Annotated in this window: 21 protein-coding genes and 1 pseudogene; 16 read left to right on the forward strand and 6 right to left on the reverse strand. The window is 50.5% G+C overall.

Annotated elements, in window-relative coordinates:
- Positions 1-29: 29 nt before the first annotated feature.
- Positions 30-611: an HD-GYP domain-containing protein gene (locus tag NWF31_RS08955; RefSeq protein ID WP_258360164.1), complete on the forward strand. Its 582-nt coding sequence runs from the start codon at positions 30-32 to the stop codon at positions 609-611.
- Positions 612-694: 83 nt separating this feature from the next.
- Here NWF31_RS08955 and NWF31_RS08960 read toward each other — a convergent pair whose 3' ends face one another.
- Positions 695-901: a hypothetical protein gene (locus NWF31_RS08960; protein ID WP_258360165.1), complete on the reverse strand. Its 207-nt coding sequence runs from the start codon at positions 899-901 to the stop codon at positions 695-697.
- Positions 902-1,002: 101 nt separating this feature from the next.
- On the opposite strand from NWF31_RS08960, the gene NWF31_RS08965 reads away from it, so the two are divergent.
- Positions 1,003-1,158, forward strand: a complete 156-nt coding sequence (locus NWF31_RS08965) for a hypothetical protein (protein ID WP_258360166.1) — start codon at positions 1,003-1,005, stop codon at positions 1,156-1,158.
- Between the two features lie 32 nt (positions 1,159-1,190).
- Positions 1,191-2,285, forward strand: a complete 1,095-nt coding sequence (queG, locus tag NWF31_RS08970; RefSeq protein ID WP_258360167.1) for a tRNA epoxyqueuosine(34) reductase QueG — start codon at positions 1,191-1,193, stop codon at positions 2,283-2,285.
- Positions 2,286-2,353: 68 nt separating this feature from the next.
- Here the strand turns inward: queG and NWF31_RS08975 are convergent, their stop codons facing one another.
- Entirely contained in the window at positions 2,354-3,088 is a 735-nt protein-coding gene (locus NWF31_RS08975) for a glucose-6-phosphate isomerase family protein (RefSeq protein WP_258360168.1), read from the reverse strand.
- 96 nt (positions 3,089-3,184) lie between these two features.
- Positions 3,185-3,562 (reverse strand): hypothetical protein, encoded by a 378-nt coding sequence (locus NWF31_RS08980; RefSeq protein WP_422880269.1) that lies wholly within the window; start codon positions 3,560-3,562, stop codon positions 3,185-3,187.
- A gap of 169 nt (positions 3,563-3,731) precedes the next feature.
- On the opposite strand from NWF31_RS08980, the gene NWF31_RS08985 reads away from it, so the two are divergent.
- From NWF31_RS08985 to NWF31_RS09005, 5 genes are all read left to right on the forward strand, one after another.
- Positions 3,732-5,624, forward strand: coding sequence for a PrkA family serine protein kinase (locus NWF31_RS08985; protein ID WP_258360170.1), 1,893 nt, complete (start codon positions 3,732-3,734; stop codon positions 5,622-5,624).
- Positions 5,625-5,640: 16 nt separating this feature from the next.
- Positions 5,641-6,804 (forward strand): sporulation protein YhbH, encoded by a 1,164-nt coding sequence (gene yhbH, locus NWF31_RS08990; RefSeq protein WP_258360171.1) that lies wholly within the window; start codon positions 5,641-5,643, stop codon positions 6,802-6,804.
- 147 nt (positions 6,805-6,951) lie between these two features.
- Complete coding sequence (locus NWF31_RS08995) at positions 6,952-7,095, forward strand: hypothetical protein (protein ID WP_258360172.1); 144 nt, start codon at positions 6,952-6,954, stop codon at positions 7,093-7,095.
- 95 nt (positions 7,096-7,190) lie between these two features.
- A complete protein-coding gene (locus NWF31_RS09000) occupies positions 7,191-8,228 on the forward strand; it encodes an SPFH domain-containing protein (protein WP_258360173.1) in 1,038 nt (345 codons plus the stop codon).
- A 44-nt stretch (positions 8,229-8,272) separates the two neighbouring features.
- Entirely contained in the window at positions 8,273-8,482 is a 210-nt protein-coding gene (locus NWF31_RS09005; protein WP_258360174.1) for a type II toxin-antitoxin system antitoxin, read from the forward strand.
- 129 nt (positions 8,483-8,611) lie between these two features.
- Here NWF31_RS09005 and NWF31_RS09010 read toward each other — a convergent pair whose 3' ends face one another.
- Positions 8,612-9,466 (reverse strand): DUF6544 family protein, encoded by an 855-nt coding sequence (locus tag NWF31_RS09010; RefSeq protein WP_258360175.1) that lies wholly within the window; start codon positions 9,464-9,466, stop codon positions 8,612-8,614.
- Positions 9,467-9,608: 142 nt separating this feature from the next.
- On the opposite strand from NWF31_RS09010, the pseudogene NWF31_RS09015 reads away from it, so the two are divergent.
- A pseudogene (locus NWF31_RS09015) lies at positions 9,609-10,073 on the forward strand (reverse transcriptase domain-containing protein); the annotation flags it as partial.
- Between the two features lie 302 nt (positions 10,074-10,375).
- Positions 10,376-11,143 carry a type II secretion system F family protein gene (locus tag NWF31_RS09020; protein WP_258360176.1) on the forward strand — a complete coding sequence of 256 codons (768 nt, stop codon included), beginning with the start codon at positions 10,376-10,378 and terminating at the stop codon, positions 11,141-11,143.
- Positions 11,144-11,238: 95 nt separating this feature from the next.
- Here NWF31_RS09020 and NWF31_RS09025 read toward each other — a convergent pair whose 3' ends face one another.
- The gene (locus NWF31_RS09025; RefSeq protein ID WP_258360177.1) at positions 11,239-11,625 is read right to left on the reverse strand and encodes a carbonic anhydrase; all 387 of its coding nucleotides are present in this window, start codon (positions 11,623-11,625) and stop codon (positions 11,239-11,241) included.
- A 189-nt stretch (positions 11,626-11,814) separates the two neighbouring features.
- Between NWF31_RS09025 and NWF31_RS09030 the strand changes: the two genes are divergently transcribed.
- The 6 genes from NWF31_RS09030 (at position 11,815) to NWF31_RS09055 (ending at position 16,858) form a co-directional block, all read left to right on the forward strand.
- The gene (locus NWF31_RS09030; protein WP_258360178.1) at positions 11,815-12,840 is read left to right on the forward strand and encodes a ParM/StbA family protein; all 1,026 of its coding nucleotides are present in this window, start codon (positions 11,815-11,817) and stop codon (positions 12,838-12,840) included.
- 117 nt (positions 12,841-12,957) lie between these two features.
- Positions 12,958-13,269 (forward strand): hypothetical protein, encoded by a 312-nt coding sequence (locus NWF31_RS09035; protein WP_258360179.1) that lies wholly within the window; start codon positions 12,958-12,960, stop codon positions 13,267-13,269.
- Positions 13,270-13,669: 400 nt separating this feature from the next.
- Complete coding sequence (locus NWF31_RS09040; protein ID WP_258360180.1) at positions 13,670-13,990, forward strand: nucleotidyltransferase domain-containing protein; 321 nt, start codon at positions 13,670-13,672, stop codon at positions 13,988-13,990.
- 161 nt (positions 13,991-14,151) lie between these two features.
- Positions 14,152-14,595 carry a nucleotidyltransferase domain-containing protein gene (locus NWF31_RS09045; RefSeq protein ID WP_258360181.1) on the forward strand — a complete coding sequence of 148 codons (444 nt, stop codon included), beginning with the start codon at positions 14,152-14,154 and terminating at the stop codon, positions 14,593-14,595.
- Between the two features lie 16 nt (positions 14,596-14,611).
- On the forward strand, positions 14,612-14,929 hold the full coding sequence (locus NWF31_RS09050) for a nucleotidyltransferase domain-containing protein (protein WP_258360182.1): 318 nt from the start codon (positions 14,612-14,614) through the stop codon (positions 14,927-14,929).
- A gap of 108 nt (positions 14,930-15,037) precedes the next feature.
- Positions 15,038-16,858: a hypothetical protein gene (locus NWF31_RS09055; RefSeq protein WP_258360183.1), complete on the forward strand. Its 1,821-nt coding sequence runs from the start codon at positions 15,038-15,040 to the stop codon at positions 16,856-16,858.
- 392 nt (positions 16,859-17,250) lie between these two features.
- Here NWF31_RS09055 and NWF31_RS09060 read toward each other — a convergent pair whose 3' ends face one another.
- Positions 17,251-17,988, reverse strand: a complete 738-nt coding sequence (locus tag NWF31_RS09060) for a GltB/FmdC/FwdC-like GXGXG domain-containing protein (RefSeq protein ID WP_258360184.1) — start codon at positions 17,986-17,988, stop codon at positions 17,251-17,253.
- Between the last annotated feature and the right edge of the window lie 12 nt (positions 17,989-18,000).

Genomic DNA, 18,000 nt, shown 5'->3' on the forward strand with positions numbered 1-18,000 from the left:
GGTGACAGGCGGGAAGAGGAGTGGTCCCGGTGTCATTGGCACCAGAGGTGGCAGGTTTACTGGATCGCCTGCGTAAACACAGCATGACGACTTACCAGCATTCCTGCAATGTCGGCAACCTGGCCTGCGCCCTGGCTGAGGGACTGGGGCTCCATCAGGAAGAAGTGAACATTATCACCGTTGGCGGGCTCCTGCACGATATAGGCAAAGCGCGCGTACGGGCGAACATTCTTCATAAGGCGGCGCGTTTGACGACGCAAGAGTGGGAGGTCATGCGCCGCCATCCGGAATTCGGCGTCCAGCTCCTGGCGGCAAATGATAAATTTGAAATCCTTGAGCCTCTGGTGGCCTACCACCATGAACGTTGGGACGGGGGTGGTTATTATGGCCTTCAGGGCGATGAAATTCCTCTGGGAGCACGTATTATCGCCCTGGCCGATGCTTTCGACGCCATGACCTCCTGCCGGGCTTACCAGTATTCTAAAAATTTGTTGGACGGCATCCAGGAACTGGTGGCCGGGTCCGGCAAGCAGTTTGATCCCCGCCTTGTGCAGCTTTTTTTCGATATTATGCCTTCTATCCTCAAACGTAACAGCCGCCGGGCCTGTTGAGACAAGTATAGATTAACAAAGCCACCGTGGTAAAACAAATCCGGTGGCTTTTTTAAATTTATTCTTTACCCCTTGTAGACCTGCTACAAAGCGTTACTTTTAACAACAATGCATCGGCAACATTTACAGTTTGCTTTTTTACGTTCCTGGTAGGCCTGTAACAGGTTACTACCGGTTGAGGGGTTGTGGCGGCCGACCTGCATCAGGTAAGCTGAAACACTGCCCTCATAGTTGAAATTTTCTCCCGGGAGGGCCAGCTCCAGGGCGCGGCGGGTAATATGATCACACATCTCTTTATAACCTTCAGTAGTAATTACTATTATTTTTCCTTATAAGATAGACTTTACCGGGCTATACTAAGGAGGAAAATGCGAGGAGGGATTAGCTAAAAATGGGTGCTGATAATGCTCCCCTGAGCTACCGTTGCAGCCGCTGTGGCAATACCTTTAAGGTCAACCCCGGCGGCGCCAGTATCTGTCCTATCTGCGGGTTTAATTGTGGTCCCGACAGATGCCGGCAGGTAGAATCCTCTGATGAGGGTTATTAAAGTTGAAAAATTAGGGAGAGGGGAACCGGGTAATGCGGGTAAGAGCTCTGAAGGAGTGGGCGTTACAAAGGGGTCTGGTCCTGGGGATAGCTCCGGTTCGCTCCTTCAAATTGGGCGAGGAAGCCTTAAAATGGCGGGCGGGAAGGGGCATTAATACTCCCTTTGCCAGCGGCAGCGTGGAAGAACGCTGCCGGCCCTGGCTCTTGTACCCGGAAGCACGTTCCCTGGTAGTGGTGGCCAAACCCCACCTGGAACCTGCCGCTGCTGCAGGACCGGGAGAGGGGCTGATCGCCCGTTACGCCCTGGGACGGGATTATCATGACGTGCTGTACTGCCATCTCCGGGAACTGGCGGTCTTTTTACAGCAGGTCGGGGCCGGCTTAACTGCCATCCAGGTGGATAACGGCCCCCTGCTGGAAAGGGAAGCGGCTTACCTGGCCGGGCTGGGTTATTACGGCGCCAGCTGCAACTTAATTATACCGGGACTGGGCTCGGGTGCCTCCCTGGGTATCCTGGCAACCGACCTGGAGCTGGAACCCGGCGTACCCCTGGAACCTGCTGCCTGCGAGGGATGCGGCCGCTGCCTGGCAGTCTGCCCGACAGGAGCTCTGGTAGCTCCCGGCCGCCTGGATCCGGAACGCTGCCTGTCTTATCTTACCCAGAAGCGGGGTGTAATCCCGGTAGAACTGCGCCCCTTTTTTAAGCAGTATATCTGGGGTTGCGACGCCTGCCAGGAAGCCTGCCCGGTCAACCTGCGGGAGAAGGAAAAATGGCGGGAGGCGGTAGCAGGCCCCGGTGAAGGCCTGGCATGGCCGGACCTGGCGGCCATAATTGCCATGAATAATGAACAATTTAAGCAGGTCTTTGGTCATACGGCCCTGGCCTGGCGGGGAAAGACGGTGCTCCAACGCAATGCCGTTCTCCTCCTGGGCAACCGGCTAGTAGTGAAAGACCTGCCCCTTTTAGAGCAGGCCCTGCGTTCTCCTGCCCCTGTGGTGCGCGGGCATGCCGCCTGGGCCCTGGGCCGCTTAGGTGCAGCGGCTCGCAAGGCCCTGGAAAAGGCCCGCCGGGAAGAAACCGACCCCTGGGTGCGCCGGGAGATTGAGGTGGCCCTTGGAGTAATTTAAAACCCCGGTTTAGAATTTACCGGGGTTTTGTTGTGCCGTCCGGGAAGAATTGCTTTTATGTTACAGCTTTACTTTAAGATTTTAAAGGCATCCGGCTCGGTTACGAAGGCTTCATATAAAGATTTATTTTTAACAATACTGATGGGCTGGGCAAGATTGGGGGCGGCAATCATTTTTAGGGCTACCGAGTTCTGGTAATGGGTATTTTTAACAAAATCGCCTTTGCCGTCTTCACCTTCGAGGTAGTAATAAGCGGCACCGTGTTTTTCCCTGAAGGGTCCATAGATAGAAGAAAAGTGGCTCTCAACGAGATTGGCCATGACCAGGGGCTGGTTACCGGGATTGATGGTCACATGGCCGTATGCCGGAGGGATGAAGACTTTATCGCCTTTTTTTGCCTCGACGGCCATGATTTCTTCCACTTCGCCGCTGCGGTTATTTTTCTGGAGCAGGTAAATGGCTTCTCCCTCAAGTACCTCATAGTATTCGGGATAGGTTTCGGAGGAATGGGGTTTTAGCGGGTGAAAATGACCTACGGTCTTAATATATTCCTTGCCTATGGTGCCCGGCAGGATAACGGTAATATCGTAGCGGATGTCGTGTTGCTGGTATAGCTGCTGGTCCTTTTCCAGGTAGACACCCCGGTACATATAGTAAAGGGGTTGGTCGCTGGGCGGGACTTCAGTATAGAGGACCGGCAGGGCATCTATCAGGCGCCGGATATCCGGTTCAGGGGCTATTACCCCGCTGGCAAAGGTTAAAAGACCGTTTGTTTCCAGAGTAAAATGCTTTCCCAAAATCATGGAGGCTGACCTCCCTGGAATATTCTCTCTATCATTATAACTTACTGGCTCTGAAATACAAGCCTTATGCGAAAGGGGTACTCCTGCTGGCGGTTTTCAGTATTGGTCCCTTTGCCCGTACATCTCCCGGAAGATGCGGGTTATAACCCTTTTTTCTTCTTCATCAAACAGGCGGGTTACAGAAAATTCTACCACGGTTGTCAGGGTGCCGTCGGGCAGCTCGTAAATCTCTGATTTGACAATATGGCCGTAGCCCAGGACTTCCTCGCTCTTTGTCACGATCAGGGCTTCCATACCTACCGGGTGGGCCAGCTTATGGCCCTGGCGGAAAAATCCCAGGATAATATTACCGCTGGTGCGTTTCCACAGGAGGAGGTTTTCGCCGTCACCTTTTTGCTCGTTGGGTTTTTGTGGCAGTTCGTCTACCGGCAGGCGGATCAGCCAGGTAAACTCGTACTTATACCCCAAATCCATCACCTCGGCGATATTTTTTGCCAAACTTTATATAATCATTCGGCTTCACTCCTTAATTTTCCTGCTTCTGTCAGTGCCATTCTTTTTCTAATCCGTGATTCATATTTATATAATACTCCTGTCTTATACCAGTTGCCATTTTTCTTTTCCTGGAAAGGAGGAAGGGCCGGTGAAAATCCTGCGGCGCCTGGAGGAATACCGCCAGGAAGCGAAAAAGCTATGCTGGGAAGGCACTTTTGCCGATTACCTGGCCATGGTTATTAACAATTCCCGGCTGGCGCGGCTGGCCCATGCCCGGATTTATGACATGATTGCTGCCGCCGGCGTGGAAGAAGTTGACGGCGTCAAGCACTACCGCTTTTTTAGCGATGAAATCTTCGGGTTGGAGCGGACATTGGAAAAGCTGGTTGAAGAGTATTTTCATTCAGCCGCCTGCCGCCTGGATGTGCGGAAGAGAATCCTGCTCCTCATGGGCCCGGTCAGCGGCGGCAAGTCCACCATTGTAACAATGCTCAAGCGGGGCCTGGAAAGATACAGCCAGACCGACGCCGGCGCCGTCTACGCCATTAAAGGATGTCCCATGCATGAGGAGCCTTTGCACCTTATTCCCCGGGATCTCAGGCCGGAATTCCAGAAGGAATACGGGATTTATATTGAAGGCAGCCTCTGCCCCGCCTGCCAGCTGATGGTCGAAGAAATATATGACGGCCGGGTGGAGGAAGTGCCGGTGGAACGCATTGTCTTTTCGGAAGAAAAACGGGTCGGCATCGGTACCTTCAGCCCCTCCGACCCCAAATCCCAGGATATTGCCGAGCTAACCGGAAGCATCGACTTTTCTACTATTGCCGAATACGGCTCGGAATCAGACCCCAGGGCTTACCGTTTTGACGGCGAACTTAATATTGCCAACCGGGGCATCATGGAATTCCAGGAAATGCTGAAATGCGACGAGAAATTTCTATACAATCTCCTCAGCCTTTCCCAGGAGGGTAATTTCAAGGCTGGGCGTTTTGCTCTGATTTCGGCCGACGAGGTGATTATAGCCCACACCAACGAAGCGGAATACCGGGCCTTTATCAGTAATCCCAAGAATGAAGCCCTGCAGTCCAGGATAATGGTCATTACCATTCCCTACAACCTGAGGGTGCGGGATGAGGTAAAGATTTATCAAAAACTGATCCGCCAGAGCGATATTAACGTCCACATTGCGCCTTTTGCCCTCCAGGCGGCGGCCATCTTTTCCATCCTGTCCCGCCTTAAGGAATCGAAAAAGCAGGGTATGGATCTCCTCAAAAAGATGAAGCTTTACGACGGCGAGGATGTGGAGGGCTTTAAGCAAAAGGACGTCCTGGAACTCATGAATGAAGTTGAAGGGGAAGGGATGAGCGGTGTCGACCCCCGCTATGTCATCAACCGCATATCCAGCGCCCTCATCACTGCCGACACCCGTTGCATCAACGCCCTTGATATCCTGAGGGCTTTAAAGGATGGCCTGGACCAGCATCCTTCCATAACTAAAGAAGACAAGGAGCGCCTCATCAATTTCATTGCTATGGCGCGCCAGGAGTACGATGAATACGCTAAAAAGGAAGTCCAGCGGGCTTTTGTTTACTCCTATGAGGAGTCGGCCCGGGCCCTGTTTAACAATTACCTGGATAATGTGGAGGCCTATGTCAACAAGACCAAAGTCCGCGACCCCATTACCGATGAAGAGCTGGACCCCGATGAAAAGCTCATGCGCTCTATTGAAGAGCAAATAGGCGTTACTGAAAACGCCAAGAAGGCCTTCCGGGAAGAGATCCTCATCCGCCTCTCTTCCTACGCGCGCAAGGGGAGGACCTTCGACTATAATTCCCACGAGCGCCTGCGGGAAGCCATTGAGAAAAAGCTCTTTGCCGATATGAAGGATATCATCAAGATTACTACTTCGACGCGAACGCCGGACCCGGAGCAACTGAAGCGCATTAACGCCGTTATCGACCGCCTTATATCCCAGCACGGTTATTGCCCGGTTTGCGCCAACGAGCTGTTGAAATATACCGGCAGCCTCTTAAACCGCTAGCCCCGGGGTGATGGCCATGGATACCCGGTATATTCTTTCACGGGAAGACTGGTCCCTGCACCGCAAAGGCTACCTGGACCAGCAGCGGCACCAGGAAAAGGTGCGGGAAGCCCTCAGGAAAAACCTGCCCCAGATCATCACCGAAGAAAGTATCATCATGGGTAAAGGTAAAAAGGTGGTCAGGATACCCATCAGGAGCCTTGAGGAGTACCACTTCCGTTTTAATTATAACCAGGGACGGAACGTAGGCCAGGGCAGCGGCGGCACCAGGAAGGGAACGATCATCGGCCGGGATGCCCCCGAGGGTACGGGTAAAGGACCGGGAGCGGGCGACCGGCCGGGAATTGATTATTACGAAGCCGAGGTCACCCTGGAGGAAGTCCAGGAAATGCTTTTCCAGGACCTGGAGCTTCCCAATCTCCAGGAAAAGAAAAGGCCCATCCTGGCCTCGCCTACCTATGAATTTCGCGATGTCCGCCGCAAGGGCCTTATGGGTAACCTGGACAAAAAACGCACCCTCCTGGAGAATCTTAAACACAACGCCCTCAGGGGGAAGACCGGTATCGGCGGCATCACCCCGGAAAATCTACGCTTCAAAACATGGGAGGAAAAAATGCGCTATGAAACTAGTGCCGTCATCCTGGCCATGATGGATACCTCCGGCAGCATGGGGACCTATGAAAAATACATTGCCCGGACTTTCTATTTCTGGATGGTACGTTTCCTGCGCAGTAAGTACCAGCAGGTAGAAATTGTCTTTATCGCCCACCACACCCAGGCCAAGGAAGTTACTGAAGAGGAATTCTTTGCCAGGGGGGAAAGCGGCGGAACCCGCTGTTCCTCGGCCTACCGCCTGGCCCTGGAGATTATTGATAAGCGCTTTCCCCCGGCCGATTATAATATCTACCCCTTTCATTTTACCGACGGCGATAACCTTCCCAGCGACAATGAGGCCTGCCTGGAGGCGGTGCAGCAGCTCCTGCCGAAGGTAAACCTCCTGGGGTACGGGGAAATTGTCAACCCCTATTACCGCACCAGTACCCTGATGAACGTCCTCAAGCGCATCAAAGATGAGCGCCTGGTAACGGTGGCCATCAAGGATAAAAACGAGGTTTATCAAGCCCTGCGACAATTTTTTGCCGGCTCAAAAGGAAGGGATGCCGGTGGAACAAGAATTTAAAGTCCTCTATGCCTTTGGCGCCTACGGCCTGCCGACGAGATTTACCCACTGGAACCTTCGGTAAGCTAAACTTACCATTAGAGACAAAAACTTTTTTGGGTAGAGTGAGGAATTAAAGTATACCTACCCTTCGTGACAATTTCAAGGGTGGGTTACCAGCAATCCGGCTCCAGGCCGGAATTTCTTATTCATGGCGCCAATTTTTTGCCGGAAGTAATCCCGACGCCGGAAGAAGTGGAAGAAATTGTGCAGGAAGTCCAGACCTATTGGTGGGCTGTGAATTTGCAGTGAACGACTAATCAACATATTGATGTTTTAATTTCAATGTAATATATTGATGATATCAATTTAATATCGTTAGACCGGTAAAAGAGAGGAGCTTTGCGATGTCTGAAATGGCTGCATCAAACAATAGGCAGTTGTATGATCAAGAAATTATACTGAAAGCCAAAAACGGAATACTGATTCTCGTGTTGAACATTCTCCTTATGCTTGGTGCGCTGGCCCTGTTTATTTGGGGTATTTTACTTGTTAAAGAAGGAGTAGATACTGTTCGCGGGGTTATTTCGATTGTGGCAGGATCTATTTATTTTTTTATTGTGGGACCGGTCATATTTTTCGGTTTAAAGGTGCTCAAGCCTAACGAAGCCCTGGTTCTGACCCTCTTCGGCAAGTACTACGGCACACTTAAAGGCGAGGGTTTTTTCTTTGTCAATCCCTTTGTTGTTGCGGTTAATCCCGCGGCCGAGATGACTTCTTCCGAGATCCTCTCTTTGAAACATGTAACGCCTTCTGCCAAAGAGGCGAAGCAGTTGCCCAACCTGCGATTGCCAAATAAAAAAATCTCCCTCAAGGTCATGACCTTAAACAATGACAAACAAAAAATCAATGACCAGTTGGGCAACCCGATTATTATTAGTATTGTAGTTATCTGGAGGGTTGTCAACACGGTAAAGGCGGTCTTCAATGTTGACAACTACATCGAGTATCTGTCCATTCAATGTGACTCCGCCCTCCGGAATATCGTGCGGCTCTACCCCTACGACACCTCAGGCAATGATAATGAAAAAACCCTGCGCAGTAGCAGCCAGGAAGTTGCAGAGATGTTGAAAGAAGAAATTCAATCAAAAGTGGAGATCGCGGGGCTGGAAATTTTAGAGGCGAGGATCACCCATTTGGCCTATGCTCCTGAAATCGCCGCGGCAATGCTCCAAAGGCAGCAGGCTTCGGCTATTATCGACGCCAGGCAGATGATCGTAGAGGGGGCTGTGAGCATAGTGGAGATGGCTCTGGCCAAACTGAGTGAAAACGAGATCGTGCAACTGGACGAGGAGCGCAAGGCGGCCATGGTCAGCAACCTGCTTGTGGTCCTGTGCGGTAACAGGGATGCGCAGCCGGTTATCAACAGCGGTTCCCTATACTAAAATGTACTAAATAAAGAAATAAAGATAAAAAGGAACGCTGGCAGATGGGAAACAAGGAAAAAGATAAAAAACAAATATTACTTCGGATATCAGCCTCACTCTGGCAGGAGCTTGCCGCCTGGGCGGAGGATGATTTCCGCTCGATCAACGGCCAGATCGAGTATCTTTTATCCGAGTGCGTAAAACAGCGTAAGAAAGGGAAAAAGAATTTAAGTTCCCAGAACTTAGAACCCAGAAGCCAGGAGTCAGGATGAAATAAAGCCCTTAAGACTGTAGCAGCAGTCTTAAGGGCTTTGCCTTTGAATACAGATTTATGCCGGGGCTGGCTGGAATAGATCCTTTTGCATTAGCCAGGATTAACGGGATAGGATTGTAGCCCCTTACTAATAAACAACGGGTTTGTTGTATTCAATTTCGGTGACTTCAAAATGATACCAATTAAAATCTCCGCTCTCCAATTTCCAGATGACTTGCCCTCTGGTCGGCACTTTGATGCCGTTAAACTCCCTGTAGTCCTGTACCGGCACCGACCATGTTTCCAAGCGATACTGGCCATCAAACTCCCCGTATCTCTTGGCAACAAAATTAATAATCTCGCCTTTTTCGTTAAACGTAAATATCCCTGAGGCAGTTATCCCGCCGTAGCTCATAGTAACCTTGGCCGAATTGGCGTCGATTTCTTCCCAGGTAATATAGCTGCTCAAAGCCGCAGTTGGAAACCACACCGTTTCAGCGAGATACCGCAGCAGCGTACCCTGGTCTATTTCTTCCCCGCTGGCATCTGCAACCGTTATCAATGAAAGTGCTTTAATAAGCATGTTTCCCATGCCTGCTTGATACTTATCCCTTCCCGCAATATGTAATAAAGGAGCTGCTTTAATTTTGGCCTTCCAGATAAATCCCGGTTTCTCTACTGTAAAGTACTGTTCCGCATCAGCATGCATCCACTGTTGTCCTTCTTTTAGCCGTAGCTCTACTTTTTGTTTTAAGCGGACGGTGCTAATCCTTTCTTTGCCAATTACCTGGGAGTATTGCAGCCATTTTTGCACGGGATGTGGCAAACCCGCCAAATCTGCTGGTTGAACAATTTGACTTCTGCTCTCCACTTCACTGAAAAGCTCGCTGACTTCTCTATAAACCTTTTGCTCAAACAGGATACTGGATATAAAGGAAACTATGAGGAACAGGAAAACAATAATTCCTAGGACGCTTAGTATTACTAGTGCAATCTTGGGCAAATCTTCAACCTCCTCTTATTCATGATAATTTTAATCTAGGCAAACTTCTTTAATTATAATCCCATTGCATACAACAGTAAATGAAAATCTCAAGCAGTTTACTAAAATATCTCATCAAACAGCCTCATTATCCAGGTTATGAGGAGGCAAACGGTTACTAGGGATACCCATCGTGATGGACCGCCTGATCCAGCAGGCCCTCCTGCAAGTATTAACGCCCATCTTCGAACCGCAGTTTTCCGAGGCAAGTTTCGGGTTCCGACCCGGAAGGAGAGCCCACGACGCGGTAAAGAAGGCGCGACAATACGTGGAAGAAGGATACGAATGGGCCGTGGACCTGGACATTGAGAAATACTTTGACCGGGTAAACCATCACATACTCATGGCCCGGGTGGCCCGGAAAGTAACGGATAAGAGGGTACTTACACTTATCCGCCGCTATCTTACCGCAGGCGTCATGATAAACGGGGTGGTCATGGAGACGGCAGAAGGGACGCCCCAGGGCGGACCAATAAGCCCGCTTTTGGCCAACATTCTACTAGACGATCTGGATAAAGAACTGGAGAAGAGGGGTCACAAATTCATCCGTTACGCCGATGACTGCAACAGCCGTGGCGGTTGGCCCATGGGCCAATGAATAGAGCCCTGGGCAATGCCTACTGGCAGTCCCAGGGCCTGATGAGCTTAACCGAACGCTATTCTTATCTTCGTCAAGCTTGGTGAACCGCCGGATGCGGACCCGCATGTCCGGTGGTGTGAGGGGACGGGGGTTAATCGCCCCCTCCTACTCGATTACCTAGCAACTGTCGAACTCGGGTATTACTAAGGCAGTAAAAAAATGTGCTTCATTATCCTGGTGGAGTTCCTGGCCCGGTATCTTACCCGGGGCGTAGGGGTGGTGGAGGAGTTATGATAACCGCGGTACTGCCGGTATGCATCCTGGTGGCGGTTGCGATCTTCCTGTTGATTGTGGCGTGGAAAGCTCCTCCTGACCTGGTGCGGCGTGCTGGCCTGAGGTTTTCTTCCGCCGCCGCCAGGGAAAGGTACAGGTTATATTTATGGCTCCTGGGAAGGGAACAGGAGGTGGACCCGGAGATGATCCTGGGCTTGCGGGCCATAGCGGCCGGCGCGGCGGTCCTGGCGGGTGCGGTTGTTTGGCCTGCAAGCCTACCCCTGGCGGCATTGTTCCTGGGTGCAGGGGGCCTGCTTTATATCCTCCCGGGGAAATACCTGGAAAGAAAAGAAGAACAGCGGCTTAAGGATCTGCGCCGGGAATTCCCTTCTATGGTAACCCTTCTCAAGGTGTTTACCCGGGCCGGCGACCTCTACCAGGCCATGCGGGTGGTAAGGGGGGGCGTAAGGGGAGAACTGAAGAGGCAGCTTGATATCCTGGCCGCGGAATTAGAGGTATTTCCTTTACATGAAGCCCTGGACAACCTGGCAAAGAGGGCGGGGTACGGGCCGCTGGCCAATCTTGTGGGCGTGGTTTTGATGGCCATCCAGACGGGCGCCGATGTGGAGGAGGTCCTGGATACCTTCGCCCGGCACGCCTATGACGAGAGGGTAAATGAGATAAGGCGCAGGATAAAGGTACAGTCAATTTTGATGGCCGTCATACCGGCGGTTATGTCCCTTTCCCTCTTGCTCCTTTTGTGTTTCCCATGTATGCTAGCATAATTGACAGGCTCAGTGCTTTCTAATGCGGATGAGAAGTTGGAGCCGGGGTGGATTGTCGCCCCGGCTTTTTTGGGGTTTTACAATTTAAGTATTTTTTATAAGGCTGTCAGATTAATTACATTGCCGTTCAAGTAGAGGAAGGCCATATGTACTTCCAGTTCAGGATGGCGTTCTTTTATCATCCTGGCTGCCGCATCCATGTCCTGGCGCTGGCGGGCTAGTTGTTCCTCGACGGGCATGTCGCCCAAATCATAAGCGCCACAATCTTCGTGGTGGAATAAGTATACTTCTTTTATCTGATGGAGCTGGTAAGAAAGTTCGACCAGTTTTATTTTACCTTCACTTAGGAAATTGCGGCTGGCTCCGGGGAGGGATAAATAATCATAATTTCCGGTTAAACCTTTTTGCCGCAACCAATCAGCAACAGCGGCCTGAATACGGAAATCCATGCAGGTCAACACACACGCCTGGCAGTTAGCCATTGCTCTAACACCTCCACCGTCAATTATAAATGAGATTTGCATGGTTAAAAACTCTTGGCTAAAAGATTTTAAGAAGTGTCAAATTCAACTTGCGTTTAAAAACATGATTGTATGCTACCAGGGCGAATTGTTACCCTGTTTTTTTTTAATTGAGGCTTTTATTTAGCACATGAAAAGGAGCGTGGTCTTATGCAGGCACTTCAAGTTAACAACCAAACGGTCCTGGCCCCGGTTAAGGCCATAGGGGTAGACGTGGGTTACGGTTTTGTCAAAGTCGTATCGCCGGCGGCCAGGGTGTCATTTCCCGCGGTAGTAGCGCCTTACATAGAGAACCCCCTGGCGGGCGTTTTTCACGATGGGACGGGCCACAAGGTGCGGTTGCAGAAAGCAAGCGGGGAAGTAGAAGATAAGCTTGTCGGCGAAGCGGCCTTAAGGTCCCTGGCTGTCACCGCCACTTTGAGCCGGGAGAAACCGGCGGCCTTCCATGACCTGATGCTGCTTGCAGCAGCTTACCTGGCGGGTGCGGGTGACAGGGGTCCTTTCCCCAAACAGGTTGACCTGGCGGTGGGATTACCACTGGCCTATTTCCGCGCCCAGAAGGACGCCCTGAAGAAGCGCCTGGAGGGCATGGCAGCCTGGGTAAGCGTTGACGGCGGGGAAGAGAGGTATATCAGCTTCGGAAAGGTGATGGTTTTCCCCCAGGGGGCGGGCGTGGTGCTAGCGGGGGAGTTAGCTCTGCCCGGGAAAGGTTATCTGGGAGTTGTCGATGCTGGGATATACACCACTGACTACCTGCTCTTTGAAGACCGTGGCGACGGCGTGCCCAGACCCCTGCCGGAGGCCTGCGGCAGCTTAGAAGTTGGAGTCCACCTGGTACACCGTGCCCTGGCGGCCGAGTTCCAGCGCCAGACAGGCGCCCCCTTAGCCCCGGTCATGTACCAGGATGTTGTTGAAAGTGCCTTGGCCGGGAGGCCCATTCACTATGCAGCATTTCCTATCATCGACATATTGGCGGGAAAGGGAGGGGGAAAAGTTGCCTCAAGCATTGAAACGCCTGGAAATTCGCATCCCTCCAGACCACCCTGTTTTCTGATATCCTCCCCGGTTAAGAGGACAGGTAGCACGGGAGTGGTTGGAGATAGGGATGCGCCTGGCGGCTATAGAAGAGAGGCTGGCCCGGCTGGGAGGAAAGGGGGCTGCGGTCCCCGCCCCTGAAGCAAGTAACCAGGATGGGAAAGGAATTGACCCTGTTAAGTTCCGGGAAACCCTGGCGGGGGTTTTTGATTTTTAAGTGAGAGGTGGTGGCCGGAGGTGGGGGAGAAGAACCCGTTTGTGCCGGTGCACGTACAGGTATCAAAACTGGTCCTTATACCTGAAAGCGAGATTATTGTCATGAATCTACCCGGGCAGCCGCCCGTTACGGTTTATTATATCGGCCCCGCCCAAATTGAGAAGGTAGAAGAATACTTCGCCGGCGAGCGGAAACTATACAGCCCCTGGCGAAAAGGCGGTGATCCCGTTGCTCAAAAAAGACGACATCGAAGCGGTAATAAGAAATCCCGGCAGGATACAGGTCTACTACGGCGGTATCTGAACGCGAACTGGGGGCCGCCGCAGCGTTTACGCCCTTACGGGCTGACGTAGCGGCGGCCCCGTTGCAACCAGCGGCAGGCAGCAGGAGTGCCTAAGCGTACCTGCTGCCTTCGATTTTAAGCCTCCGGGCCTTCCTGCGTGTTATGCGAGCTATACGGGGCGAAAGGATACCTCTGGCACGGCTGGGAGTACATCAAGCATTACGCCGGCCTGGACCCGAAGATGGCCCATAGACGATGCTCTGGTGGCCGGCCTAAAGATAAGGGTTGTTTAATTGATTTTCGAGATATCATATGGTACTATGTTTTTAGAGTGGAAAAAGCTGTATATAGCCCAAGGCAGTTAACTTGGATAAATTTTTCAATAAACCCAAAAGCAAGCTGAAGTTAAGCGCTAAATGCACAGAGGAACATACCCGAGACATTATTAAACAGGCGGGGGAAGTGTTTCAATGGCTGGCAAGCAAGTTGAATTGACGGTAAAAGAGTATATAAAATTACTGAGGAAAAGTAAGATTAACGTCGCTACCGCCATCCTTTTTGGCTCTTATGCCGAGGGCCGCGCCGGCGAAGATAGCGATATCGATGTGGCCATTATTAGCCCTGACTTGGGAAAAGACAGGATAGAGGAAACCATTATGCTAAAAAAGCTCGCCGAAGAAATTGATTACGACCTGTCTCCCCGGCCGTATTCCCTTGAACAATACCGTAAAGCCAGGCAGGGGGAATTCCTGCATGATGAAATCATAAGCAAAGGAAAAGTAATACTGTAATGCACCTGGTAGTGAAACCTGCCGGGTATTTTTATTTTGCAGGTTAACATTGCAGACCTGGCCCTACAACAAAAACGTTAAGGGTCCGTTACATACAGAGGTTTACCTCTTGGTCATGGAAGGATATGCAAAAACATAGCGATTACTATTTGCGGCGTCGTATGGTACTAATAAGATATGATGGTGGAAAAATATGTTATCAGTATAGTATACTCATGAGGCAGGGGGATAGGCAGAACAATATCAACCAGGGAAGTGATGCAATGTCTCAAGATAGAATTGCAGTCGAGAAAATAATAAAGGACTTTCTCCGAGCGGTAAACTCACATGGCATTAAAGTAGACAGGGCTTTCCTTTATGGGGCCCATGCCAGGGGGGAGGCAAACGAGACTAGCGACATAAACCTTATAGTAATCTCCAGTGATTTTTCTAAAATGCCGGCCTGGCGCAGGTGGGAGGTCCTTGGTAAAGCTGTTGCCCGCATCACGGAGCCGGTAGAACCATTAGCCTATACTCCCGAAGAAGTTGAAGCTTTAATGAAACAGGAAGGAAACTTTATCCGCCATATCTTGCCCCAACCGGAAACAATAGAGTACCAGCTGTAACCGGGGGAAATTATTTATGAGTTATCAAGGTACAACAGAAATAAGTGATGAACGGGCTCTTTTAAGTCGCTGCCGGGACCTTATTAAAGACATTGTTCCGGGGGCTACCGTAATCCTGTACGGTTCCAGGGCACGTGGTGATGCTGAACCCGATTCGGACTATGATTTATTAATTATTACCAAAGAACCTGTTGATTGGCGTCTTGAAGACGCGATCCGCGAAAAACTTTACCCGCTTGAATTAGAGACAGGGGCAGCTTTATCTATAGCTGCTTTTAGTGAAAAAGAATGGAATTCCCCTCTTTACCAGGCAATGCCTTTAGTCAGAATGTAAGGCGAGAGGGAATAGTCTTATGACGAAAGAAGAAATTAAATAATTAATCATATACAGAATGAACCGCGCTCACTTCGCTACCACTTTTAGTACGGATGGATGGTGGCAATGACAGCCAGGATAACCTTAAGGTTTTTTTGGATCCGGAAATTAAAGCCGATTTTATCATTAAGCGCAATTGCCATAGTTGTTCTCTGGCTGGCCTTTCTTGCGGGATGCCAGACCAGCTCTAAGAATACGCCCGGGCAGGTTCCGGAAAAAACGAAGCAGGCCCTGCAATATGGAGACATAACCGATCCGGTTGAACTGGAGAGGCTCTGGCAGGAATATTTTTATGATACAATTGCTAACGTAGGAAACACCCGTGTGTTTAACTCGGCCCAGGAAATAGATCCCCTCAATGTGGCCAGGTTCTGCGGGTTGAGGTATGTGGCGGAGCACGGCAAGGAGAGCCTGGCGCCGGCAGCCGAGGGAAGTCCTTTTCAGCTGTTGCCTCTTGATATTGTTCTTGAATATGCCGAGCGCTATTTTAATTTAACCAGCCTGGATGTGTCCAATATTGAGTCAGGTTCCTATGATCCGCAAAAACGTGCCTTCATTTTTAACTTTGGCAATGAACGAACCCGTCCTTCCTATAACGCTGTCAACTCATGGGGTGAACACCTGGATAAGGTCACAAGGAACAGTGATGGTACAGTGACAGCCATGCTGGTACGGCGCCGGAATGACCGTATTGAGTTGACCAAGACTTACACCTTAAAGCAGCGTGAAGACGGCAGCCTGTACTTTGTAAGCGGCAGATGGGAGTATGTAAATAATAATCTTGTCAGTCTAACCGGCGATTATCAACGTTATGACAAAATCACGGGTTTTGACGAAAATCTAGATTGGCTTTCAATGTTAGGTGAGGTTGACGGCAGGCTGATTCTCGCCTATATGCCCTATAAAAATACGCCCTCTGCCAAAGGGGAAAATGCTGCCCTGATGCTGGTCAATCCAGAAACCATGACGGTAGATAAAAAGATGGAAATAAGCGGGGATTTCGCGTCTGATGGTGCGCCTACCAATATCAGCCTAAGAGGAGATAGTATTATCATTCGATTCAAAGATAGGTTCATGGTTGTTGATAAAACCCTTACCCGGTCAGAGAGTGTTCCCTTGCCGAAAACAATCGCGGCGAAAATAAACAGGGAACCTCAATACAATGCCAAAGGTAACCCTGATGTTTTCTTCGGGGGTTACGACGTAGCAAGTGATAGGAAAAGATATGTGTACGCTGATGAAACAGGCGTAAAGCTGTTTAACGCTACTGATAACAGCGAAAAACTCCTTTCCCCTACAATATCGATTACCAACAGCGAATTATATGCTAATTCCTTTCACAAGAATCCCCGCTTTGTAGCCGATGAGCAAAAGGTTATCACCACTATGACCGGTTATGAAGGCGCCATAGGTTACACTTTGTGCGATCTGGAAAGCGGGACTGCGAAAAATTACCGTATCGCTTCGGAGAGTTCTTGCACCGGCCTTATCAGATATGATACCGGCCTGCTGGAGGTAAATATCTATCTCCGTGATCAAGAAAACCAAACTGGTGATTATAAAACAATGTATCTGGATTTTAAGACAGGAGGCTTGCAGGAGATTAGTCTTGCCGATCCCGGCGATACGGGGTATATCAGGACGCCTGACTATGGTTATGTAGGCCAAAACTTTGCCGCCTTTATCACCTCTAAAGTAGATAATACTAACAACGCCAACAATGAGTTCTATCTTAACCGTCTGAACCTGAAAACATTACAGGTCGAGCCTAAAATCATCACCGTTAAAGCAGCCGAAACGCATATCCTCGGCGTTCTTGCCGACGGGCGCATCGTATTCTGGTATAATCTTAATCCCAGCGAAAACGGTGTATGCATAACAAAGTGAGGTAAGCCTAACCGGATGTATACTTTGACCAGTTTTTTAACAGCAATACTGTTTAAAGCACCTGGTGGGATTGCGTGCAGAAACCACCAGGAGGGAGTTGTCGGTCGCAGTTTTAGTCAGGGATATTTTAGAAAAAGCCCTTACCGAAGAAGCCGTATTGGGCCCCTTTGGATGATGGCCCTCCAGGGCGACCTCGAGTTTGGGTTCCTTTTGATCGATGGTGGAATAAAATTGTGTTTAAAAAAGATAACTACGAATTTAGTAGAAGGGATGTAATTTTGGCCGTTGCTATTTCCCCAATTAGGCCTCCTCATAAGTCGCCCAAAAATCCTCTCTGGAAATACCGGCTTGGGTGCAAATAGTTCGGCGAGTCGCTCCCTTGAACCGGTAACTCAATAAGCATACAACGTACCATATGGCCGTTTATTGTAGGGAATTAACTTGGTAAAGGGACGGGCCAGGATCTTTTCGGCCTCCAGGTCAAAATAACGGGCAAAATCGCCCACAATTTCCCGCAGGCGTTCCTGGTCGGCAGCTGTAGGCGGTACCGCTTTAACTTCTTTACCGAGGTAGAAGGAATCTACCTGGCCACGGATAAAGATCTCGCCACCGTGCATCCCGGTGCCTACAAAATTACCTACAATGGCTTCCCCGGGTTGCAAATCCAGCCCCAGCAGGACCAGGGTGCCGCCGGCCATATACTCGCCGAAAAAATCCCCGGCCTTGCCGCCGATGACAATCAAGGGTTTTTTATACCGGAAGGCTTTCATGTGGATGCCCACCCGGTAGCCGGCATTACCACGGATGAAGATGCGGCCGCCGCGCATGGAGTAACCGGCTATGTCGGTGGCGTTGCCGTGGATAATTACCGTGCCGTCGTTCATGGTGTTGCCTACGCCGTCTTGAGCATTCCCGAAAACCTCTATTTCCAGCCCGTCCATCAGGGCCGCCAGGTTGTTGCCCGGCACGCCGTGAATCTCCAGCCGGGCCCGGCCCCGGACCCCGGCACCGATGTAACGCTGGCCGTTAACGTTTTTTAAAACCAGTTCCCGGCAGCCGTTATCCAGGAGGGTCCTGATGTAATCATTCAAGGCTTGATAAGACAGACTCTTGGCATTCAATGTTTCCATAAAATTCCCTTC

Source organism: Neomoorella sulfitireducens (genome assembly GCF_024733845.1).
In the GTDB taxonomy this organism is placed as follows: Bacteria; Bacillota; DSM-521; order Neomoorellales; family Neomoorellaceae; genus Neomoorella; species Neomoorella sulfitireducens.